The following is a 22,284-nucleotide window of genomic DNA, read 5'->3' on the forward strand; positions in this document are numbered from 1 at the left end:
TGTTCAATCAGGGAAATAGTCGTTTGATGAGTGATAGCTTACCACGATACGGGGCATACCGAAGCTTAATTTCAAGCCAAGTTTTACCTTCAAGGATGCTTTTTGTATGGCTGAAGGTTTTGAATCCCTCTCTGCCGTGATAGCACCCCATGCCACTGTTGCCGACACCCCCGAAGGGAAGGGCGGTATTCGAAAGGTGCATGATGACATCGTTTATGCAACCACCGCCAAAGCTGACCGAGGAGAGGACGGTTTTTTGGTGTTGCTTGTTATTGGAGAAGAAATACAGAGCCAAAGGATGTTCCCTCTTCTGTACAAAGCCAAGGGCTTGTTCAAAGGTATCATAGGCGATGATGGGAAGAATGGGACCGAAAATTTCTTCCTGCATCAGTGCAGAGTCAAGCTTCGGTTCGGTAATGATGGTAGGTGCGATGCGCCGTGTTCTTGGATCAATCTGTCCGCCCCATGCAAGCGTTCCGCACTCGAAAAGGCCGATGAGCCGGGAAAAGTGTTTTTCATTGATGATGTGTCCAAGGTCGCTTGCGTGCAAAGGGTCTGAACCGAACATCGCTGTGATGGCGATTTTCATCTGTTCGATCAAGGCATTGTGGACCTTTCGTTCGACCAGGACATAATCGGGAGCTACGCATGTCTGTCCTACGTTCAGGCACTTGCCCCATATTATGCGTCGTGCCGCCAAAGGAATGTCTGCATCTGCTTCGACGATAACCGGGCTCTTCCCCCCCAGTTCCAAGGTGACCGGGGTGATAGTCTTGGCAGCACTCTCCATAACCAGCTTGCCCACTTGGGGGCTTCCGGTGAAGAAAATATGGTCATAGCGATGCTTCAGCAACTCCTGATTCATCTCCGCTCCGCCTTGGAACGTGGCCACATGGTTGCTGTAGAAAAGTTTGGAAAGGAGTTCCTCGATTATCTGGGAAGTATGGGTGCTGTACCGTGAGGGTTTGAGGATGACGCAATTGCCGGCGGCAATTGCACTGATCAATGGGGCGATGGTGAGCTGGAAAGGATAGTTCCAAGGGCTCATGATCAGTACAATTCCCAACGGTTGTGCGATGGTATAGGCTTTGGAGGGGAAGGAAAGGATACTGCCCTTGACGCGATGCTTAGCCGACCAAGTATCCAGATGCTTCAGATGTTCGTCCAATTCTGCATAAATGATACCCAATTCGGTGGCAAACCCCTCGAAGTCGGTTTTTCCCAAGTCTTCATGCAGAGCATTGAGGATTTGCTTTTCATAGGAACGAATGCCTTCCTTGAGGCGCCGCAGCTGCTCTTTCCTCCAAGTGATGCTCAGTGTAGCCCCGCTTTGGAAAAACGTCTGCATCTCACTCAGACAAAGCTGGATCTCATTCATGCTCCTCCCCCTTTCAGCCAGTATGACACCCAGAGTATGGATTTGTCAAAATGTTGCGATGATTTGTTCGTTCAGGCGAGTCAGAATGGCACGGCCCAACCTGACAGAGTTCTGAACATCGTCGAGGCTGCTTACTCCCCAATGCGTATGAGCATACCGTACCGGGATTCCGATGACGATGGTTGGGATTCCCTGCTCCGACAAATGGAGGGCGGATGCGTTTGTCGCCCCTCCGTTGCGTACACCTTTCTGAACGGGTATGTCAAATTCCTTTGCAATATCCAGAGCAAACTGCTGGAAACGCGGATTGGTGATCATCTTTGAGTCGATGAACCGGAGCATGGGGCCTTTACCGACAATCGTCTGTTGTTGATAGGGAGGCAGGAATGTATCGTCGGCTGGACTTCCCTCGAAGCAAATAGCCACGTCGGGTTTCACTTTGCGTGCAGTAAGTTGAGCTCCCCGGCAACCGACTTCTTCCTGGCTGGCAAAACCAGCAACCAGGTTGACCTGCAATTGTTCACCTTTCAAATCCTCCAGCACATCGATAATGGTGGTACAACCAAGGCGGCAATCGAAAGCCTTGCCGAAGAGCAGATTGTTGTTCTCATTGTAGATGCATACTGCATCAGGAATAATGGGACTAGCAATATCCACGCCCATGCTAAGGGCTTCTTCTACACTTCTGGCACCGATATCGATATACATTGAGGCGATATCGGGAGCACTCTTGCGTTCTGACTCGCTCTGGTAGTGAGGGGGTTTTGATCCTACGATGCCTGGAATGGTTTTTCCAAGATTGGTCTGTACCCTCACCAAGTGCGCCGGAACATTGGAGGAGACCCAACCACCGATCGGTATGAATTCCAGCATGCCATCGTCTCTGATGCATTTGACCATGAATCCTACTTCATCGGTATGGGCATCCAGCAATACCACCGGCTTGTTCTCTGTGTTCTCTGTCCGATAGAGATAGAGATTCCTCAGTGAATCCTCGGCAAAATGACCGAGTTCCCCAGCTTCCTGTCGAATTGCCAGGACGACTTCATCCTCAAAACCGCTGATACCGTTGGCATCACAAATTTTTTGTATTCTGGAAAGTTGACTCATTTGCATGCTCCTTTGACGATGTTTCATTATTCATAGATTGTAGTTCTTGTACACCCGCCTTGACTGCAGAGGAGCAACTTTCTAAAATCTGAATGGGCGATGGGGTTCGCCTTCATAATGAAAACCGCAGAGTTCTGAAAGCTGCTGATAACTCCAGAAATAAACTACGTTTCTCGGGAGGTTTGTATGGCTTTCAGTCTTGCTTCCGTGGTTTTGTTGTGTTTGTTTTTGGATTGGCTTTTAACCAAGGTGCACGTACCTGCACTCATCGGCATGCTTTTTGTGGGCATGCTCTTCGGTCCTGCAGTCCTGAACATATTGGACAGCTCGCTGCTTGCTGTAGGCTCTGACTTGCGGATGATCGCCCTGATAGTTATCCTGCTTCGCTCGGGGTTGGAACTCTCCCGGGAGAGCCTGCATAAAGTAGGGCTGCAGGCCATCTTTCTCTCCTTTCTTCCCGCTTTATTTGAAACCCTAACCGTCATGCTCATCGGCCCCTATTTTTTGGGACTCTCACTTCTTGAGAGTGCCATCCTTGGCTGTGTTCTGGGCGCGGTATCACCTGCTGTGGTGGTACCTATGATGGTGACCTTCATCCAGGAGAAGCGAGGCACACAGAAAGGAATCCCCACCCTTGTGCTCGCCGGAGCCAGTATGGACGATGTCACCGTCATTGTAGCTTTCAGCATCGTTCTTGGCCTGTATGTAGGCGATACCGTGAACTTGGCGTGGACCGTGGCAGGTATTCCCCTTTCAATAGCATTCGGAATAGTCATCGGTTTGGCAATCGGCCTTGTTTTGATACGGATATTTGAACAGTTCAACCCGCGTGCGACCAAACGGGTATTGGCCATGCTGATGATCTGCATACTGTTAGTGCACCTCGGTGATGTTCTTGACTCCCGTCATATTCCCTTTGCTGCGTTGCTGTCGGTAATGGCCATCGGCTTCATAATTCTGGAGAAGCGGGAGCACATGGCCCATGAGCTGTCCTCCAAACTGGGAAAAATCTGGATTTTCGCCCAGATTTTGCTGTTTGCCATGGTAGGCTCGCAAGTCGATCTTGCTGCTGCGCAAGAGGTAGGCGTCAAGGGAATTCTTTTGATTCTCATTGCACTGGCCGGACGAAGCGTCGGCACCTATTTTTGTACGTTGGGAAGTGGCTTTACTGCAAAGGAAAAGGCTTTCATCGTTATTTCCTATCTTCCAAAAGCTACGGTACAGGCAGCCATTGGGGCAACCCCTCTTGCTGTGATGGGCATGCACGGCATGCCTACCGGGGCAGGGCAGGTGATCTTGGCGGTAGCAGTTATGAGTATTGTACTTACAGCACCCTTGGGGGCTATCGCCCTGAATTGGGCAGGCCATCACCTGCTGTCAATCGATACCAGAGAGACTTTCAGCAGCCTGCAGGCGATACAGGAGAGCCAACATGAGGGAGCTGCAACCTAAAGCGCTGCGGGTGTGGATACAACATCCCTAGATTGCAGCCCGGAAGAAGGGTACATCACAAGGATGGTAGGTAGCTGATTGGGAGATATGATGCTATCGGTATACCATCCTCTATCTTCTTTGTATACCGAGTTCTACCAGAAGTCAATGGTATGCTCTGGCCATCTGTTTCGTACGTTTCCTACAGTGTGAAGGAACAGCCTGTCGGTAATAAAAAAGGGAACCTGTACGATGACAGGCTCCCGATATAACATCTCCTAGGGGAATTGAACCCCTGTTGACGGGATGAAAACCCGTTGTCCTAACCACTAGACGAAGGAGACATTTCTGCATGTTCAAAAAACAGTGGCAAGATGAGCCGCACAGGATTCGGACCTGTGACCCACGCCTTAAAAGGGCGTTGCTCTACCAACTGAGCTAGCGGCCCCTGCAACGTAAAGGACTATAGCAGAGAGCAAGAAAGGGTGTCAACTACCTTGGAGGAAAAAAACCAGAGAAGGCGAATCTAGTGATAATGTCGGTCTTTGGGAAGAAGGTATAATTGTTCGGCCTCTTGCATAATTGCTTGTGTTACCAAAATTTTTCCTTCATAGTCTGCAATGGTCCTGGCAAGCTTGCAACAAAGCAATGAACGTCTGAAACTCAGCTGGGTATTGCAGGAAATCTTCGTGTATAGCGGTAGTAGACGCCTGATTTCTTGTTCACTTCGTTGCTTCTGCAGTTTTCGTACTTCTCGTATACGTTCATAGTCGAAGGTAGGTGCATTGACCTCGCTGACCAGCAAATTTTCACTGTGCAAGCAAAGGGCTATGGCAAAGCGGTCGAGCAGGGGATACCCAAGCCTTGCCCAGAATTTGTCAATTTGCATTTCACTGCAATGGCAGACGCCCTGTACAGATCCAAGGTTTGCACAGCTGCATGCATTGGTGGCGCAGGCAACGAGCGTATTCACTGGATAGCCAGAGAAGGTACGGCTGTCCATCACGGAGGCAAGCAGGGTAAGTATGTTGGGCTTTTGATGGGAAAGTTCGTCGACAATAAGAGAGCCTCCATGGGCTTTGCAAATTGCTGGTACAACCCCCTTCATAAGATCGGCTTCCTTGGTTCCGGGGTGTATCTCAAATACCGGCGGTTTGTCGATTCTCTGCGCTTGCATGGCAGATAGTTCCTGTTGGGATTCTGAGGTCAGCGCAGGCAGCAATGACGCGATTCGGCTTAATAGTAGGCTTTTTCCGGAACCAGGCGGCCCATAGAATAGTATCGGCAGGTTTCCTGCCACTGCGTAAAGCAGTGCTTGTTTTGCCCTTTTCAATCCAATGATGTTGGAAAACGGATCGCTTAAGGACTCAGCGCCTGTCGTATTCTCCTCGCTAGAGGCTTTTTCTCCCTGATGTTGGAGGCAGTATTTGCAAAGTTGAGATCCTGCATCCTGTATGGTTTCACACTCACAGAGTTCAAAATTTCCCGATCTGGATGGGAGCAGGGTCTGCCTGCCTACCAGAACCAAGCCAATTGCCTGGTCTGTGCAACGTAGGGGGATGTCCCTCAGTGAAGGGCTTGGCTTCAGTACTCCACCAAGGCCGATTTCACCATAGCAAAGTACTGCTGGGCAATCCAAGGTAAGAAGGTGTCTCTCATAAGCAAGTAGGGCGAGACTCAGCGGTGCAAGGATTTCTTGCGTGGTTACTGAATTAGGCAGCTGTATGGTCACCTTGGGCAAGGAGGGTAGTATTGTTTTCAGCAGTATTCTTATTTCTCGCTGTTTTGCCAGCGAGGGGCCAAGAATCGTAAGTTCGGCAGTGTTTTGCGCCAGGACGATGGGTATAAGGTTGCCCGTAAAGCCCTGGCTTTGGTATCCATAGATAAGCATGCTCCCTAAGTAAGGGTGTGCATGCTATTGCTTCAGCAGATGCGAAAGTTTTGCGTATTGGAGTCTGTAGGCGATCAGTAGCAACAGTGCTGCGGATATCCATGCAATGGGGCTGGACAGGCAGATGCCGATATACCCGATGAGCGGGGGTAAGGTAAAGGCAACCAAGCCTCGAAAAATGAGCTCCTGGATGGATGAGAGCATGGGGATGAGGCCTGAGCCGAGTCCTTGACAGGTATTGCGGAAGACAAAAATCATCCCTAGTGGAATGAAAAAGTAAGAAATGATATGCAGGTATTGAACAGTCTGCTCCACCACCAGTATTTCCGACGGTTCGATAAACAACAGTGCAAGTTGTTTTCCAAAAAGGAATATCAAACCCAGGGCAATCATACTGAAGAGTACGCATAAGAGAACGGCGCTGCGGACTCCCTGTCTGACGCGATCGAGGTGTCCCGACCCTAGGTTCTGAGCACTGAAGGTAGCCATGGCCAAGCCGAGGGTTACCAAAGGCTGGGTAACCAGTTGTTCTATCCTTACCCCTACCGAATAGGCAGCAACAGTGTCACTTCCGCTTTGATTGATTACCGACTGGACGATCATTACCCCGATAGCGCACACGGAGAACTGAAGAGCGCTGGGAAGTCCAATACGAAGCAGCCTGCTGATCATGGACCAATCGATTTTCCAGTCCTGGGCGCTCAGATGGAGGCTTGGATACCGCTTATAGATATAGATAAGGCACAGCAGCGCGGAAATTGTTTGGCTTAGGACGGTGGCTATGGCAACACCTTTCACCCCCATCTGTAAGCCGATGACGGCGATGAGGTCGCCTGCGACGTTGAGTGCGGATGCTATCAAGAGAAAATACAAAGGAGAGCGGCTGTCTCCCAGGGCTCGGAGAATGGCTGCTAGAAGGTTGTAATAGATGGTTGCCACAATTCCTATATAGATGATGATCAGGTATGCATAGGAATCGTCGATGATGTTCAAAGGGGTTTTGAGCATGACCAGAAGAGGTCTGGCCGTCAGTAAGGCAAGTGTTGAGACCACTACCGAGAGAAAGCAGGCGCTGAGTATGCTCATGGCAACTGCTTTTCGCATGCTTACTGGATCCTTTGCCCCGAACTTTTGGCTGATGATTACGGAAAAGCCTGCAGTAAGGCCTACTACAAAGCCAAGAATGAGAAAGGTCATCGAACCGGTGGCTCCCACCGCTGCAAGTGCATCGACGCCTACATAGCGGCCAACCACGAATGTATCGACCATTGAATAGAATTGTTGAAAAAGGTTTCCGCCGAGAATCGGCAACATAAAGAAGAATAGCAAGCGAGCGGGTTTTCCACTGCTCATGTCGTGTTCCATGGATCGTTCTCCTGTGATGCATCCTATCTTTGAAACCCTGCTTGGGCAAGCATCCTCATAGCTTCGTTCACAATTTATAAAAAAAGGTGAGGAAGCTACTGGACAGAGGAGAGGAAAGCCCGTATAGTGCCTTCTTGTCGGCCGGTAAAGCCGAGGCGGGAAAATGAGGAAAAGGGAAGAAAGCCCTTGACTGAAGGGACCCAAATCGGGTAAGTTGGTCGAGCGCCTCCGAGAGGGGGAGCGGGAAGCAGGCTGGTGCCGGCTATCCCTGGATTATTGAAACAACGAGCGTTAGGGAAGGGAAAGAGAAAGAGAAGGAAGCAACCGCGAGGGGCTTCCCAGTCAATTACCTAAGAAAGAAATGATGAACGGTAGTATAAAAGCTACGTTCGTTTGCGAGGAATGACAGGGCGAACTATTGAAGGAATAGAGCCCGCCCCTTCGGGGGCGGGATTCCTATGACGGAGAGTTTGATCCTGGCTCAGAACGAACGCTGGCGGCGCGTTTTAAGCATGCAAGTCGGGCGGCAAGGGTCTTCGGGCCCCTAGAGCGGCGGACGGGTGAGTAACACGTGGACAATCTGCCCCCCGGTCCGGGATAGCCCAGGGAAACCTGGATTAATACCGGATGAGACGGGACCCGCGAGGGCGGGATCCGGGAAAGGCGCTACGGCGCCGCCGGGGGATGAGTCTGCGTCCCATTAGCTAGACGGCGGGGTAACGGCCCACCGTGGCGTCGATGGGTAGCCGGCCTGAGAGGGTGAACGGCCACATTGGAACTGAGACACGGTCCAGACTCCTACGGGAGGCAGCAGCTAAGAATCTTCCGCAATGGGCGAAAGCCTGACGGAGCGACGCCGCGTGAACGAAGAAGGCCGTGAGGTTGTAAAGTTCTTTTCGGGAGGGGGAACAACCGTGGCAGGGAATGGCCGCGGGATGACGTGAATCCCGGAATAAGCCCCGGCTAACTACGTGCCAGCAGCCGCGGTAACACGTAGGGGGCGAGCGTTGTTCGGAATCATTGGGCGTAAAGGGCGTGCAGGCGGTCCTGCAAGTCCGGCGTGAAATACCCCGGCCCAACCGGGGGGACGCGCTGGAAACTGCAGGGCTTGAGTACAGGAGGGGATGCCGGAATTCCAGGTGTAGGGGTGAAATCTGTAGATATCTGGAAGAACACCAATGGCGAAGGCAGGCATCTGGCCATGTACTGACGCTGAGACGCGAAGGTGCGGGGAGCAAACAGGTTTAGATACCCTGGTAGTCCGCACAGTAAACGATGTGCACCAGGTGGCGGGGGGTCGACCCCCGGTACCGTAGCTAACGCATTAAGTGCACCGCCTGGGGAGTATGCTCGCAAGGGTGAAACTCAAAGGAATTGACGGGGGCCCGCACAAGCGGTGGAGCATGTGGTTTAATTCGATGGTACGCGAGGAACCTTACCAGGGCTTGACATACGCTGGAAGCGCACCGAAAGGTGCGTGCCGCTTGCGGCCGGCGTACAGGTGCTGCATGGCTGTCGTCAGCTCGTGCTGTGAAGTGTTGGGTTAAGTCCCGCAACGAGCGCAACCCCTGCTGTCTGTTGCCACCACGTGAAGGTGGGGACTCAGGCGGAACTGCCGGTGACAAACCGGAGGAAGGTGGGGACGACGTCAAGTCATCATGGCCCTTATGTCCTGGGCTACGACACGTGCTACAATGGCCGGTACAGAGCGCAGCGAGGCCGCGAGGCGGAGCGAATCGCTTAAAGCCGGTCCCAGTACGGATTGGAGTCTGCAACCCGACTCCATGAAGTTGGAATCGCTAGTAATCGCGCATCAGCATGGCGCGGTGAATACGTTCCCGGGCCTTGTACACACCGCCCGTCACACCATCCGAGTCGGGGGTACCCGAAGTCGCCAGCCCAACCCGCAAGGGGGGGGCGGTTCCGAAGGTACGTCCGGTGAGGGGGGTGAAGTCGTAACAAGGTAGCCGTACCGGAAGGTGCGGCTGGATCACCTCCTTTCTGAGAAGAAAGGCTGGCGGCGGCTCTCACAGCCGCAGCCGTCAACGGTCGTCGACCAGCAGGTGCAAGTCCTGCAACAAAGTGCCCCTCTAGGGTGCGGACTTCTCTTTTTCCTCCCTTCCCGTACGCCTTTTTGTTTTAGCCGGGGGCATAGCTCAGCTGGCTAGAGCATCGGCTTTGCAAGCCGAGGGTCAGGGGTTCGAATCCCCTTGCCTCCATGAGTCGGAAGGTTTTTTACAGTACAAGCGCAGGGATTGGAAGAATGATATGGTCAAGTGAATAAGGGTCCACGGAGGATGCCTAGGAGCTGCCAGGCGAAGAAGGACGCGATAAGCTGCGATAAGCCGCGGGAAGGGGCCAATACCCGATGATCCGCGGATTTCCGAATGGGGTAACCCGTATGTCTGGATGACATGCACATGCACGCGAATAAAATACCGTGCATGGGAGATACGCTGGGGAGTGAACCATCTAAGTACCAGCGGGAGTAGAAATCAATTGAGATTCCCCCAGTAGCGGCGAGCGAACGGGGAGGAGCCCAAACCGCGTGCCTTCGGGTGCGCGGGGTTGTAGGGATGCGGCGGGGGTTACCCCGTGCAGTCAGAAACTGCAAGTGTAGCGGAACGGTCCTGGGAAGGCCGGCCAGAGCGGGTGAAAGCCCCGTACGCGAAACGCTTGCAGCTGCATGGCCGCGTTACCTGAGTACGGCGGGACACGAGAAATCCTGCCGGAAACTGGGGGGACCACCCTCCAAGGCTAAATACTCGGCAGCTACCGATAGCGCATAGTACCGTGAGGGAAAGGTGAAAAGGACCCCGGGAGGGGAGTGAAAGAGAACCTGAAACCGTGGACCTGCAAGCGGTCAGAGCCCGAGAGGGTGATGGCGTGCCTTTTGTAGAATGAGCCTGCGAGTTACCGTATGCGGCAAGGTTAAGGGATGGGAGTCCCGGAGCCGCAGGGAAACCGAGTCTGAACAGGGCGTTCAGTCGCGTGCGGTAGACCCGAAGCCAAGTGATCTAGCCATGGCCAGGCTGAAGCAGGAGTGAAATCCTGTGGAGGGCCGAACCTAAATCCGCTGAAAAGGGTTGGGATGAGCTGTGGCTCGGAGCGAAAGACTAAACAAACTTGGAGATAGCTGGTACTCTCCGAAATAGCTTTAGGGCTAGCGTCGCATGGACTGTCGCGGAGGTAGAGCACTGGATAGGTGAGGGCCCGTCACTGGGTACCGAGCTTAACCAAACTCCGAATACCGCGATACAATGTGCGGCAGTCAGACGGCGACTGATAAGGGCCGTCGTCAAGAGGGAAACAGCCCGGACCGCCGGCTAAGGTCCCAAAGTCGTGCTGAGTGGGAAAGGAAGTATGATTGCACAGACAGCCAGGAGGTTGGCTCAGAAGCAGCCACCCCTTCAAAGAGTGCGTAACAGCTCACTGGTCGAGTAGTCATGCGCCGATAATGTAACGGGGCTAAGCACGGCACCGAAGCCGCGGGACAGCAGCAATGCTGTCGGTAGGAGAGCATTCCGTGTACGGAAGAAGCGGGGGCGGGAGCGCCCGTGGACGGGACGGAAGAGAGAATGCAGGCATGAGTAACGAAAAGACGGGTGAGATCCCCGTCCGCCGAAAGCCTAAGGTTTCCAGGGTAAAGTCAATCTACCCAAGGGTCAGTCGGCCCCTAAGGCGAGGGCGAGAGCCGTAGCCGATGGGAAGCGGGTCAACATTCCCGCACCTCCCAGGGTTCCGATGGGATGACGCATAGGGCGAAACGCAGCCGGGCGACGGTAGTCCCGGCCGAAACGGCGAGCCGACGAGGCCCCCAGGCAAATCCGGGGGCCGAGGCGAGCCGCGAGCGAGCTGCATCACGGTGCAGCGAAGTGCGCGTAGTCGTCGTGCCGAGAAATAATCCCTAAGGAACGGCCCTGGGGGACCGTACTACAAACCGACACAGGTGGGCGAGCTGAGAATGCACAGGCGCACGGAAGAATTCGCGTTAAGGAACTCGGCAAAATGCATACGTAACTTCGGGATAAGTATGGCCCCCGCAAGGGGGTTGCAGAGAAACGGCCCATGCGACTGTTTACCAAAAACACAGGTCCATGCGAACCGGCAACGGGAAGTATATGGACTGACACCTGCCCGGTGCTGGAAGGTCAAGAGGAGTTGTCAGAGCGATCGAAGCAGCGAATCCAAGCCCCAGTAAACGGCGGCCGTAACTATAACGGTCCTAAGGTAGCGAAATTCCTTGTCGGGTAAGTTCCGACCCGCACGAATGGTGTAACGATATGGGCGCTGTCTCAACGCGAAATCCGGTGAAATTGAAGTCCAGGTGAAGATGCCTGGTACCCGTGGTTAGACGGAAAGACCCCGTGAACCTTTACTTCAACTTGGCATGGAGACTTGGGCAGGGATGTGTAGGATAGGTGGGAGGCCGCGAGGCGTGGGCGTCAGCCTGCGCGGAGCCGTCGGTGAAATACCACCCTTGCCTGTCCAATTTTCTAACCGCTGCCGTCATCCGGCAGCGGGACAGTGCCAGGCGGGAAGTTTGACTGGGGCGGTCGCCTCCAAAAGAGTAACGGAGGCGCGCGAAGGTCACCTTAGGATGGTTGGGAATCATCCGGCAAGTGTAAAGGCACAAGGTGGCTTGACTGCGAGGCAAACAAGCCGAGCAGGTACGAAAGTAGGTCTTAGTGATCTGGCGGTTGCGAGTGGAAGCGCCGTCACTTAACGGATAAAAGGTACTCCGGGGATAACAGGCTGATCTTGCCCAAGAGTTCATATCGACGGCAAGGTTTGGCACCTCGATGTCGGCTCATCGCATCCTGGGGCTGGAGCAGGTCCCAAGGGTTTGGCTGTTCGCCAATTAAAGCGGTACGCGAGCTGGGTTCAGAACGTCGTGAGACAGTTCGGTCCCTATCTGCCATGGGCGTTGGATGTTTGAGGGGTTCTGCTTTTAGTACGAGAGGACCGAAGTGGACGAACCTCTGGTGTACCGGTTGTCGTGCCAACGGCAGCTGCCGGGTAGCTACGTTCGGAAGGGATAACCGCTGAAAGCATCTAAGCGGGAAGCCCTCCCCAAGATGAGACATCCCACCCGCACAAGCGGGCGCAAGGAAACAGGGAGACTACCTGTTCGATAGGCCGGGGGTGCAAGCGCGGCAACGCGTTCAGCCCACCGGTACTAATCATCCGAGAGGCTTGACCATATCATTATTCCAGTCCCGTGGGCTGCCAAGGCCGGTCGTGCGAGTTATCTCGCGCTCCCAGGCGTTGGCCGGCCCGGTGGCCACAGCAGGGTGGACACACCCGTTCCCATCCCGAACACGGAAGTTAAGCACCCTCACGCCGATGGTACTACGGTTAGCCGTGGGAGAGTAGGTAGCCGCCGGGCCTCTTTTTTTTTCCTTCCTTGTTTTTTGTCCTTCCAGTCTAGTTGGACTGCCAAGGCCGGTCGTGCGAGATTCTCGCGCTCCCAGGCGTTGGTCCGGTCCGGTGGCCACAGCAGGGTGGACACACCCGTTCCCATCCCGAACACGGAAGTTAAGCACCCTCACGCCGATGGTACTACGGTTAGCCGTGGGAGAGTAGGTAGCCGCCGGACCTTTTCTTTTTTTAACCAACCCTCCTTCTTCAGGAGGGCCTTTTTTAGCCTTCCTATTGCAGCCAAATACGGCTATACTTGCCCGAGGAGGCAACTGTGGCATTGATTCCTTTCTATAAACCCACCTTACGCAGAAAAGATATGGATGCTGTTTTGCAAACCATGGTCGATGAACGTATAGGCCCCGGTGAACGAAAGAATGTATTTCTCAACCAGTTTTGTGAAATGGTCGGAGCCAAAGGCGGTCTTGCCCTGCGCTCCTATGTGGATGCCCTCAGTTGTGCATTGGTTTCCTGCAATCTCGGACCCCATGCAAAAATCGGGGTTAGCATTCTTTCTCCCTCCTGGTATCAGAACGTTGCGGATGCATTGGGTTTTGAACTTGTGTGTGGTGACATAGAAGCGGAACACGGATGCCTTGCGCAACAAGAAGCTTTGCGACTTGTCGACCAAGGATGCAGTGCCCTTTTGATTCACCAACCCATGTGCCAAATCCCTTTTGCTTGCGACTACAAGCAGCTGGGCGTTCCAGTCATCGAGGACATCACACAAAGTCTTGCAAGCGAGTACGAAGAGCAAAAATCCGGAGGCTACGGGGATATGGTTCTCTGCGCCTTTGAGGAGGATAGCATTGTCAGTACCGCTGGAGGTGCTGCCATTGTCTATACCAAGGATTCCTATCAACCTATGGTGAAAGCTTTTGCCCAGCATGTTCGACCGTACATCGAATTACCCGATATGAATGCAGCGTTGGGTATGATTCAGTTGGCAGCGTTGCCTGAGCAACTTTCAAAGCGTCGGGAATTGTACGGCCTCTTCGCCAAATCGCTGCTTAAGACATCGCATCGTGTCTTTGGCATTGGGAATATCGATTTCCAGCCCAACGGATACGGTTTTTGTGTTGCTCTGGATTCAAAACCTGAAGATGCCATAAAGTTTGCCAACAAGTACCAGGTTTCGGCCAAAAAGACTTTCACCGATACGCTTGCCAGTCAAGCGAGCGATCGCTTCGATCTCTACCCAAAGGCAATTCCGCTCTTTCTCAGAGCTATTTCATTACCCATTTACCCGTTTCTCAAACAGTCTGAAGTTGAACTGCTGATAAAAGTTATTTCCCACTTGAGCTAAGGAGACCACCATGGAAGAGAGGCTTGTGCGGCACGTACTGATAATTGCTAATTGGAGAAAGGAAGCTTCCCATGCTCTCTCGCAAACCATCTCTGAATATCTGACGCAAAAGGGTATTACGAGCTCAATTTTTCGTACCAATGCGGAGGATGAACCCCTGCTCGTAGACGAAGGTACCGATCTGGTTATCTGTCTCGGTGGTGATGGAACCGTTCTCTATTGTGCTCGCTATCTGCAGGATCTTGGAATTCCCATTCTTGCCATCAACCTGGGAACCTTTGGTTTTATTACCGAGATATCGGTTGATGAATGGCAGGAAGCCATTGAATTCTATTTATCGGGAAAGAACTGCATCAGCAGGCGTTTGATGATCCGCACCTCGGTCCTGCGTGAAGGGGTGAAGGTATTCACCGCCCATGGCTTGAATGAGATGGTAGTTTCCTCCAGTGGAATCAGCAAGGTTATCAGCATGGCTCTTCGTATCGGCGATACCGATGCAGGATTCTTCCGTTCCGATGGAATGATTATTGCGACCCCGACCGGTTCCACCGGCTACAGTCTTGCGGCCGGCGGCCCGATTCTCGATGTGGACCTATCCTCGCTGATTATAACCCCGATTTGTCCGTTTACGCTTTCCAACCGTCCTTTGGTGGTCAGTGGCGAGTCGCGGGTTACCCTTACCATCCCCAAGGGGCAGAGAACCGGCCTCGTTCTTTCCCTCGATGGACAACAGACCTTCCCTTTGATGGAGGAGGATGTCATTATTGTGGAGAAATCGCGCAGCAAAGCCCTCTTGGTCACAAGCGAAAGGCGTAATTTCATAGAAGTACTCCGTGATAAACTGAATTGGTCAGGAGGAGGGCTCCATGCTTGAACGGCTAGAGATTCATCACTACGCACTCATTGAGGACAGCACCATCGAATTTTCGGATGGGTTTAGTGTCATCACCGGCGAAACAGGTGCAGGAAAGTCCATAATTTTGGGAGCATTGTCCCTGTTGCTCGGTGAGAAAACAGAAGTGCAGTCGATACGCAATGGTTGCGACTTTGCAACCGTCAGTGCCTCGTTCTATGTCGCCTCGCCGATGGGAGCACACCTATCAGCGTATCTACAAAGAGAGGAATTGGAACTGGAGGAAGAAACGCTTGTAGTGAGCAGAACCATTAAGAGCAACGGTCGTTCCTCCATTACCATCCAAGGAAGGCTGGCTACACGATCGGAGCTTGCCCTCATCACCAGCGAACTACTCGATATCAGCGCCCAGCGCGACCACCAAAGTCTCCTATCCACATCCCATCAGCTCTCCGTTCTCGACGCATTCGGCTCTTGCGAAGCTGAAAAAGGTGCATATCGAAGCGCGTACGAACTTTTTCAGAGCCTGAAAGCCGAGCTTGAGCAGAAACAAGCCCAACTGGATGCAACCAAACGGGAGCTGGACTACCTCAGTTATGCTGTTGATGAAATCACCAAGATTGATCCGAAGGCCGGTGAAGACGAGGAGATTGCCACCCAGGTGCAACTCATCGCTTCCTTCGAGCATATTCATGAAGCACTAAGCCAGTCGGTTTCCCTGTTGCACGGCGGAGAACAAGGCCTGAGTGCCTTAGCCTCGCTTCATCAGGCAAAAACACAGCTTGCCATCGCATGCAAGGCAGATTCCTCCTTGTCCAGCCTTGCAGAACGTCTTGAATCATCTTCAATTGAGATACAGGATATTTATGAGAGCGTCCGCGATTATCTGAATGGCATGACATACAGCGAAACCGAGCTCGACCGCCTGCAAAGTCGGCTTGCCCAGCTGCAGCGGTTGAAAAAGAAGTACGGTCCGACTCTGGATGCTGTCCTCTTGTTTCTGGTTCAAAGCAAAGAGAAGCTCAGCTTGTCGGAACAAGGGGAAATTGTACTGAGTAAGTTGGAGAAACAGATTAGGCTTGCCAATGAAACACTGATGGAAAAGGCCGTAGCCCTGCAAAAGAAGCGCAAAGCAACTGCGTTGCTCCTTGCCGGTGAAGTCGAAGGAAAACTGAGAACCTTGGGAATGAAGGAGGCGGTGTTCTCCATTGCTTTCGCCCAGACCAGTCCTTCAGCAAGCGGCATCGATGAGGTGAGCTTCCAAATATGTGCAAACCCGGGACTTGAGATGCGCTCCATCAAGGATGTTGCAAGCGGGGGTGAACTCAGCCGCATCATGCTTGCAGTCAAAACTTCGCTTGCACAAAGCGATGCCGTCCCCACGTTGATTTTTGATGAGGTCGATGCCGGTATCGGCGGCAGTGTAGCCCTTTCCGTAGCCGAGCAGCTCGTCCATCTTGCAGTCTCACATCAAATAATTGTGATAACGCATCTTGCTTCCATCGCCAGCAAGGCAGACCATCATCTGGTGGTAAGCAAGGAAATTCGCAGTGGAATGAGCTACTCAACCATCAAAGCAGTCAAGGATGCCGAACGTCAGAAAGAGATTGCCCGTATGCTCAGCGGTGACGACACCAGCATAGAGAGCTTGGGCCACGCTAGGAAATTATTGGAGAAGGGGAGCTGAGTATGGAGTATTACCAGACTGAGAATGGTTTTGCCTATGGCAAGCCTCCTGTAGCACGAATCGTAACGCGTCGGATCGGTGTTGATAAGCTTGCGATCGATCACACCTATGTTTCTGCCGAGCTCAGAGGGCAGGGCATCGCCCGCCAGCTGGTGTTGCTAGCCGTCGAGCAGGCACAAAAAGAGGGACGTTTGATCGTCCCCCTCTGTTCCTATGCGGCAAGAGTACTCAATGAAAATCCTGCTCTTTCCGAGCTTATTACGTTTCTTTGATTGTTAGCTCAAAGTTCAGCATAGTGCCCAAGGTGTTGATCAGGTTTGCATCAGTGGATGGTGGCAGCCTCTTTTGCATGCTCATATAGGGATATATTGCATCCTGGATGGCTGTCAGATCAGGTTGATACCCACGCTTTCGAATGATTTCCAAGAACTCCAGGATGAAACGGCTGTTCTGGTCATACAGTCCGAACGTCTGGATTTTCTCCGCCAGCGACCACATCTGCGTATCGAAGATGGTTTTTATCAGATCAAGGTCCGGCTGTTTGCCGTACTTGAGAAAGAAGTCAAGCATCAGCTCAAAATCCTTCTTGAACTCATCCCACATCGAGAGACTTCCATACATGAAAAGACTCTTTATTGCCTGCAGCGTGGATCCGATCAACTCCTGGTACAGTGCACCCATCGGTAGATAGGGGATATTGGTTGCCAAACTCGCATAGTGATACAGATTGCGGGAGAGTTGCTTGATTTGGTTCTGGTCGAGCGAACAGACGGTACGATCGATTTGGTCGAACAAAGCATCCCGCATGCGTAGGTGTATATCATCATGATCCAGATAATAGGTCTGCTCTTCACCCTCGGTTGTATTCTGGACGGTGATGGAGTATTCCAATTGCATCAATTCCGGATGCAGATCAACGGCGGTACAGATATAACGGACCAGGGATTGCTTGTTGAGCAGTGTCAGCACAACCTGTTGGTCCTCAAGCAGGGAGTAGGACTCAAGGGTGAAGTATCCATACGAGTCCCTATAGTCGTCGCTTTTGGCTATACGTCGGTTGAGGGTGAAAAACAGGGCAGCCTCAACTTCACCGCGCAGCTGTTGCAGGCTCTCCATAGCAAGGTTTTGGCCGTTGCCGTCTTGCTTCCTGTTGGCCTTTGCCTTGCTCAGGTCGTCCAGCAACGTCATCATCAGCTCATCAGTGGAGAACCGTTGGCACAGCTGTACAGCCATCAGGGCATAGGTAATGTTCTGCCTGGGTTCCAGGCCTGCCAGGTCGTTGAAAAACCAACCGCAACTGGTGTAGGCGAAGTGTTTGTACTTTTGTGCCAACAGCAACTGCGCCAGTTGTTCCCTGACCGATGGATCATTGCTGTACGCTGCCAAAAATGTTTCCATTTCCATCTGTCCGGAAGCGACCGGTGCAAAGGCATATAAAAGTGATAATGCCTCGACCTGAGGTCCCAGCAGGCGTTTGACTTCTGTAAAAAAGATAGTATCGATGTTCTGGCTGAGATGGTCGAACGCCTTTCGCAACGGAGTTCTCCATTTCTGGTTCCAGCTCTCATCCCCACCGGTATGGCAACCACAGTCACGATACCAACGGCTCACCCCGTGGGAGCAGGACCAGCTTGTGCCCTTCTCCTCCTCGCCTTCGTGCAGGTGAGCCCACTCGGTTGCCGGATGTTCGCTCAGGTAGGCGGCATAGTTGGTGAAGGAAAAATCGTCTCGGTCCTCAACCTTCTTGATGAGGGCCGCCAGGGCCATATCGCCGTAGGGTTCGTGGTGCCCGTAGATTTCCCCGTCGGTGGCGGTATGAATGAGTTGCGCCTTTTCCTCAGTCTTGATCGTCAGAAGCCGTTCATACAGCTGGTCTGCGTCCCTGAGGTAATGCCCGAAGCTTATTCCTTCAGCCAACTGATGGTTGTAGAAAAAGGCATTGACGGTCTTTCCGCTTTTGCCTTGCAGTAAAAAAGGCCTGTCATACGGAGCCGGCTTGCCGTTCAGTCCTTGGATGCTCGACTCGTCCTTGGATATGGCTCTGCATTGCCAGGGGGAGAGAATCACAAAGGTGACACCGCTTTCCGCCAGCAGGTCGATGACCATCGGATTGATAGCAGTTTCAGACAACCACAAGCCTTGGGCGGCCCTGCCGAAACGTCGGTTGAAATCATCCAAACCCCAAAGGATTTGGGTTCTTGCATCCTCTTTTGTACAAAGCGGGAGAATGGAGTGATTGAAAGCCTGGGCGATGGCGTTGCCGAATCCAAGCCGCTCTACACTTTGACGATCCGCTTGGAGGATCAGTTCGTACGTCTCAGGGTGCTGCTTCTGCATCCAAGAGAGCAGGGTGGGGCCGAAGTTGAAACTTATGGATGCGTAATTATTGGTCATGCTCAAGATTCTGCGATACGCCGAGAGATAGCGCGAATGGCTGTTTGCACTGTAGCAATCAGCATGAATCCGTTCGTTCCAATCTGGAAAAGGGCTGGCAGAGAGTTGCTTCCCGATGATTCCAGTCTGGGGATTCTCTCTGGGGGGCTGATAAAAATGCCCATGCAGGATAAGTGAGGTTTTCTCTTGTTGCTGTATATTCATATTGCAGGGCGAAGTATAGCATAGCGCACAAATCGATAATAGATGCATCTTGCACTTTACTCCTTTCTGGTCGAGAATATGGTAGGAGGAAAATATGAGCATCCATATTGTTGCTGAAAAAGGAAGCATTGCACCTACCGTCCTCTTGCCGGGTGACCCCTTGAGGGCCAGACACATCGCCCAGACTTACTTGACTGAAGTAACCCAATATAACGAGATACGCGGAATGTTCGGATTTACCGGCTATTGGCAGGGAAACAGAGTTTCCGTACAAGGAACGGGGATGGGTATGCCCTCGTTCTCCATCTATGCCAATGAGCTGATTGATTCGTATGGTGCCAATCGCCTGGTGCGGGTTGGAACCTGTGGAACCATGAGTAAAAAACTCCAGCTCAAGGATATTCTGATCGCCCAGGCGGCCGACTGCGACAGCGCCATGAATGCCAGCCGTTTCGGCACCTACCAGTATGCACCGACCGCCTCGTTCGAACTTCTTTGTAAAGCTTATGAACATGCCAAGGCTGCCAAGGTCGGCTTTCAGGTGGGCAACGTATTCACCAGCGACCAGTTCTACGACCTGCACGGCGAGCAGAAAAAGCTCATCGCCCAATCGGTGGGGACGATGGCCATAGACATGGAAACCTGTGAACTGTACACGCTTGCCCATTTGAAAGGCGTACAGGCTTTGACGTTGCTGACCGTCAGCGATTCCTTGCTGACCGGGGAACAGGTGAATCCTAAGGAGCGGCAAAGTACGTTCGATGCCATGGTGGACCTGGCTTTGCTCACGCTCTTCGACTAGTGCAGGCAACTCCGCTGTGTTGACTAAGATGGATGATTCTTTTACGATTGAAAGAAAGAACATCCGCTTGGATGCGTTGCGGGAGTAAGCATGATTCTCATCAATATTGATTCTTTGTCTACTACCGAGCTGCAGTACATAGCCCAACAAGAAGGCCTTGCTACCTGGCAGACACTTGACCGCGAAGAGCTCATCGATGCGCTTGAAGAAGCGTTTGAAGATCAGGATGATGAAATGCCCGCCGCTTTGAAAGGCAAAATCAATCGAAACCGCTATTGCAACTCCCTCACCGATTACCGGGGGAACATGCAGCACATCAATGGGTTGCCCGGAGTGGAGGAGCTTCCTGAAAGTTATCTGGATACTTCGATTCATCTCTTGCTTCGCGACCCTCAGTGGGCGTATGCCTACTGGTCTCTCTCCCCGTCGGCCCTTCATTCCGTGTTTGGTGAGGATGGGGAATTGGACGGCTCTCTCTTTTTGCGGGTGCAGGAGACAATGCTGGCAAGCAAAGAAACCAAGACCTTTGACATCAGCATCCAAGGCGATGACAACCAGTGGAATATCAACCTGCCGAATATGGGTTCCTCCTATTTGGTAGACCTGTGCTACCGTGACCAAAAGGGCAACGAAATGTCCCTGGCGCAGAGCAAGAGTGTTGAGACCTATCCCTCTTACTGGCAGGACAATGTGGAACAACTTGCTCTGGATGAAGACCTGTTTACCATTCACTTCTCTTCTTTGGTAACCAAGGAAGGAGAGATTGTTGACAATGCAGTGCTTCGTGATATCGCTCAAGCTTTGAGCAAGGGGGTACTGTAATGCCTGTCAATTCCGTTGCTTTCATCCTGAATGCCCATCTTCCTTTTGTACGACATCCTGAATACCCCCGTTTTCTTGAGGAAGACTGGTTGTTCGAATCCATCAGTGAGAGCTATCTTCCGCTTTTGAGGATGTTCAACAAACTCAAGGCGGAGAAAATCCCCTTCAAGTTTACCATCAGTCTCTCTCCCACGCTCTGCGGCATGCTAACCGATGCTGTTCTGCAGGAGCGGTTTGTACAGTACTTGGAACGGCTCATGGAACTGGGGGAGAAAGAAGTCGAGCGTTGCAGAACAGAGCAGCCTGAGTTTCTTGAAATGGCCCAATTCTACCTCGACCAGGCCAAACGCAATCTATCCGACTACCAGGACCTGTACCGCACCAATATTCTCGATGGGTTCAAGGCATTGGAGACCAGCGGCCATCTGGAACTGATCACCACTGCAGCCACCCATGCCTACCTTCCTTTGTACAAAGAGTATCCTACGGCGATCAACGCTCAGATCGAACTCGGCGTTCAATCGTTTTTGACCACCTTCGGACATCTGCCCAAGGGTTTCTGGTTGCCCGAATGCGGCTACTATCCGGGGCTTGAGGAGAATCTCAAATACCACGGCATTTCCTGGTTCCAAACAGCAAGCCAGAGCATGTTGCTTTCTCCGGACAAAGTCCAATACGGCGATTACCGTCCGATTCGTTGTCCCAACGGTGTGGCAGCGTTCCCCCGTGATTTTCAGGGGACCAGTCTTGTTTGGTCAAATACCAGCGGGTATCCGACCGATAAGGCCTACCGGGAATTTTATCGTGACATCGGCTATGACTTACCGATGGAGTATATAAAACCCTATATTCATGAACCGCAGGTTCGTGTCTTTACCGGCTACAAATACTGGGCCATCACCGGTCATACCGACCAAAAGGTTCCCTATCAGCGTGCGCTTGCACAGCAGAAAATTGCCGAACATGCCCAAAACTTCATCTATAGCTTGAAGAAGAAGGGCCAAAGCCTTTCATCGGCCATGGATGTGGCTCCCCTGTTCACCCTTGCCTACGATGCTGAATTATTCGGCCACTGGTGGTTCGAGGGAATCGATTGGCTGGAGCAGGTCATCAGACTTGTGGCTCAGCAAGGGGAAGATATCGCTTTGGTTACGCCTTCGAACTTTTTGTCCAAGGAAGGTTTTGCGTTGCAGACCGCACGTCCGGCATTCTCTTCCTGGGGTCAGGGCGGGTATAGTGCAGTGTGGCTTGACGGCTCCAATGCATGGACGTACCGGCACATCCACAAGGCCATCGAACGGATGGAAGAATTGGCGGTTCGGTTCAGCGACCAAATCAGCCTGAAGCAGCGGTTCCTCAACCAGGCTGCAAGGGAAGTTTTGCTTGCCATGGCAAGCGACTGGCCATTCATCCTGTTCAACAAGAGCAGTACTGAATACGCACAGAAACGGGTGCGCGATCACCTGAAAAACTTTAACGTTGTATATGGCAACATGTGCAAGAATGCAGTCAATACTGAATGGTTGGTGAAAGCTGAAAAGCGTGACATCATTTTCAGCGATATGGATTACAACATTTTTAATCCTGACCGATAAGAGCTTCTTGCTTGGTATCAGCCCC

At 52.4% G+C, this 22,284-nt stretch carries 13 protein-coding genes, 3 tRNA genes, 4 rRNA genes and 1 riboswitch; of the genes, 13 read left to right on the forward strand and 7 right to left on the reverse strand.

The genetic code is table 11. The features are described from left to right. Nucleotides 1-7 precede the first annotated feature (7 nt). Nucleotides 8-1,378, reverse strand: a complete 1,371-nt coding sequence (locus SPIBUDDY_RS06305; RefSeq protein ID WP_013606922.1) for an aldehyde dehydrogenase — start codon at nucleotides 1,376-1,378, stop codon at nucleotides 8-10. Nucleotides 1,379-1,423: 45 nt separating this feature from the next. Continuing rightward, nucleotides 1,424-2,488, reverse strand: coding sequence for a M42 family metallopeptidase (locus SPIBUDDY_RS06310; protein ID WP_013606923.1), 1,065 nt, complete (start codon nucleotides 2,486-2,488; stop codon nucleotides 1,424-1,426). Nucleotides 2,489-2,574: 86 nt separating this feature from the next. Further along, a riboswitch (Fluoride riboswitch) is annotated at nucleotides 2,575-2,652 on the forward strand. A 22-nt stretch (nucleotides 2,653-2,674) separates the two neighbouring features. Between SPIBUDDY_RS06310 and SPIBUDDY_RS06315 the strand changes: the two genes are divergently transcribed. Further along, the gene (locus SPIBUDDY_RS06315) at nucleotides 2,675-3,940 is read left to right on the forward strand and encodes a cation:proton antiporter (protein WP_013606924.1); all 1,266 of its coding nucleotides are present in this window, start codon (nucleotides 2,675-2,677) and stop codon (nucleotides 3,938-3,940) included. 251 nt (nucleotides 3,941-4,191) lie between these two features. Here SPIBUDDY_RS06315 and SPIBUDDY_RS06320 read toward each other — a convergent pair. The 4 genes from SPIBUDDY_RS06320 to SPIBUDDY_RS06335 all read right to left on the reverse strand — a co-directional run bounded on the left by SPIBUDDY_RS06320 (nucleotide 4,192) and on the right by SPIBUDDY_RS06335 (nucleotide 7,175). Beyond that, a tRNA-Glu gene (locus SPIBUDDY_RS06320) sits at nucleotides 4,192-4,263 on the reverse strand. A 31-nt stretch (nucleotides 4,264-4,294) separates the two neighbouring features. Then, nucleotides 4,295-4,367: transfer RNA gene (locus tag SPIBUDDY_RS06325), tRNA-Lys, on the reverse strand. A gap of 78 nt (nucleotides 4,368-4,445) precedes the next feature. Continuing rightward, on the reverse strand, nucleotides 4,446-5,810 hold the full coding sequence (locus SPIBUDDY_RS06330) for an ATP-binding protein (protein WP_013606925.1): 1,365 nt from the start codon (nucleotides 5,808-5,810) through the stop codon (nucleotides 4,446-4,448). A 24-nt stretch (nucleotides 5,811-5,834) separates the two neighbouring features. Further along, on the reverse strand, nucleotides 5,835-7,175 hold the full coding sequence (locus SPIBUDDY_RS06335; protein ID WP_013606926.1) for an MATE family efflux transporter: 1,341 nt from the start codon (nucleotides 7,173-7,175) through the stop codon (nucleotides 5,835-5,837). A gap of 458 nt (nucleotides 7,176-7,633) precedes the next feature. On the opposite strand from SPIBUDDY_RS06335, the gene SPIBUDDY_RS06340 reads away from it, so the two are divergent. The 9 genes from SPIBUDDY_RS06340 (at nucleotide 7,634) to SPIBUDDY_RS06380 (ending at nucleotide 16,714) form a co-directional block, all read left to right on the forward strand. Continuing rightward, nucleotides 7,634-9,176, forward strand: a 16S ribosomal RNA gene (locus tag SPIBUDDY_RS06340). Between the two features lie 144 nt (nucleotides 9,177-9,320). After that, nucleotides 9,321-9,394 (forward strand) — tRNA-Ala (locus SPIBUDDY_RS06345). Between the two features lie 51 nt (nucleotides 9,395-9,445). Further along, nucleotides 9,446-12,379: ribosomal RNA gene (locus SPIBUDDY_RS06350) — 23S ribosomal RNA — on the forward strand. 72 nt (nucleotides 12,380-12,451) lie between these two features. Continuing rightward, nucleotides 12,452-12,564, forward strand: a 5S ribosomal RNA gene (gene rrf, locus SPIBUDDY_RS06355). Between the two features lie 97 nt (nucleotides 12,565-12,661). Next, nucleotides 12,662-12,774: ribosomal RNA gene (gene rrf, locus SPIBUDDY_RS06360) — 5S ribosomal RNA — on the forward strand. The 16S, 23S and 5S rRNA genes sit together here with 1 tRNA gene alongside, the layout of an rRNA operon. A 96-nt stretch (nucleotides 12,775-12,870) precedes the next feature. Next, entirely contained in the window at nucleotides 12,871-13,902 is a 1,032-nt protein-coding gene (locus tag SPIBUDDY_RS06365) for a DegT/DnrJ/EryC1/StrS family aminotransferase (protein ID WP_013606927.1), read from the forward strand. A 10-nt stretch (nucleotides 13,903-13,912) separates the two neighbouring features. Then, entirely contained in the window at nucleotides 13,913-14,776 is an 864-nt protein-coding gene (locus tag SPIBUDDY_RS06370) for an NAD(+)/NADH kinase (RefSeq protein WP_013606928.1), read from the forward strand. Further along, nucleotides 14,769-16,442 carry a DNA repair protein RecN gene (gene recN / locus SPIBUDDY_RS06375; RefSeq protein ID WP_013606929.1) on the forward strand — a complete coding sequence of 558 codons (1,674 nt, stop codon included), beginning with the start codon at nucleotides 14,769-14,771 and terminating at the stop codon, nucleotides 16,440-16,442. The genes SPIBUDDY_RS06370 and recN overlap by 8 nt, the downstream gene beginning before the upstream one ends. Nucleotides 16,443-16,444: 2 nt before the next feature. Then, nucleotides 16,445-16,714 carry a GNAT family N-acetyltransferase gene (locus tag SPIBUDDY_RS06380; protein WP_013606930.1) on the forward strand — a complete coding sequence of 90 codons (270 nt, stop codon included), beginning with the start codon at nucleotides 16,445-16,447 and terminating at the stop codon, nucleotides 16,712-16,714. On the opposite strand, the gene SPIBUDDY_RS06385 is transcribed toward SPIBUDDY_RS06380, so the two are convergent. Continuing rightward, complete coding sequence (locus SPIBUDDY_RS06385; RefSeq protein WP_041381156.1) at nucleotides 16,701-19,040, reverse strand: DUF3536 domain-containing protein; 2,340 nt, start codon at nucleotides 19,038-19,040, stop codon at nucleotides 16,701-16,703. The genes SPIBUDDY_RS06380 and SPIBUDDY_RS06385 overlap by 14 nt on opposite strands. A gap of 94 nt (nucleotides 19,041-19,134) precedes the next feature. On the opposite strand from SPIBUDDY_RS06385, the gene deoD reads away from it, so the two are divergent. The 3 genes from deoD (at nucleotide 19,135) to SPIBUDDY_RS06400 (ending at nucleotide 22,259) form a co-directional block, all read left to right on the forward strand. Beyond that, nucleotides 19,135-19,842, forward strand: coding sequence for a purine-nucleoside phosphorylase (gene deoD / locus SPIBUDDY_RS06390; RefSeq protein WP_013606932.1), 708 nt, complete (start codon nucleotides 19,135-19,137; stop codon nucleotides 19,840-19,842). A gap of 90 nt (nucleotides 19,843-19,932) precedes the next feature. Continuing rightward, on the forward strand, nucleotides 19,933-20,664 hold the full coding sequence (locus SPIBUDDY_RS06395; protein ID WP_013606933.1) for a DUF4912 domain-containing protein: 732 nt from the start codon (nucleotides 19,933-19,935) through the stop codon (nucleotides 20,662-20,664). Next, nucleotides 20,664-22,259, forward strand: a complete 1,596-nt coding sequence (locus SPIBUDDY_RS06400) for a glycoside hydrolase family 57 protein (protein WP_013606934.1) — start codon at nucleotides 20,664-20,666, stop codon at nucleotides 22,257-22,259. Before SPIBUDDY_RS06395 ends, SPIBUDDY_RS06400 begins: the two co-directional genes overlap by 1 nt. Nucleotides 22,260-22,284: the final 25 nt, after the last annotated feature.

This window comes from Sphaerochaeta globosa str. Buddy, assembly GCF_000190435.1.
Classification (GTDB): Bacteria; Spirochaetota; Spirochaetia; order Sphaerochaetales; family Sphaerochaetaceae; genus Sphaerochaeta; species Sphaerochaeta globosa.

Coding starts and splice junctions, on each gene's coding strand:
- SPIBUDDY_RS06305 (WP_013606922.1), bottom strand. CDS start 1,378: ATGAATGAGATCCAGCTTTGTCTGAGTGAGATGCAGACGTTTTTCCAA.
- SPIBUDDY_RS06310 (WP_013606923.1), bottom strand. CDS start 2,488: ATGAGTCAACTTTCCAGAATACAAAAAATTTGTGATGCCAACGGTATC.
- SPIBUDDY_RS06315 (WP_013606924.1), top strand. CDS start 2,675: ATGGCTTTCAGTCTTGCTTCCGTGGTTTTGTTGTGTTTGTTTTTGGAT.
- SPIBUDDY_RS06330 (WP_013606925.1), bottom strand. CDS start 5,810: ATGCTTATCTATGGATACCAAAGCCAGGGCTTTACGGGCAACCTTATA.
- SPIBUDDY_RS06335 (WP_013606926.1), bottom strand. CDS start 7,175: ATGGAACACGACATGAGCAGTGGAAAACCCGCTCGCTTGCTATTCTTC.
- SPIBUDDY_RS06370 (WP_013606928.1), top strand. CDS start 13,913: ATGGAAGAGAGGCTTGTGCGGCACGTACTGATAATTGCTAATTGGAGA.
- recN (WP_013606929.1), top strand. CDS start 14,769: ATGCTTGAACGGCTAGAGATTCATCACTACGCACTCATTGAGGACAGC.
- SPIBUDDY_RS06380 (WP_013606930.1), top strand. CDS start 16,445: ATGGAGTATTACCAGACTGAGAATGGTTTTGCCTATGGCAAGCCTCCT.
- SPIBUDDY_RS06385 (WP_041381156.1), bottom strand. CDS start 19,040: ATGAATATACAGCAACAAGAGAAAACCTCACTTATCCTGCATGGGCAT.
- deoD (WP_013606932.1), top strand. CDS start 19,135: ATGAGCATCCATATTGTTGCTGAAAAAGGAAGCATTGCACCTACCGTC.
- SPIBUDDY_RS06395 (WP_013606933.1), top strand. CDS start 19,933: ATGATTCTCATCAATATTGATTCTTTGTCTACTACCGAGCTGCAGTAC.
- SPIBUDDY_RS06400 (WP_013606934.1), top strand. CDS start 20,664: ATGCCTGTCAATTCCGTTGCTTTCATCCTGAATGCCCATCTTCCTTTT.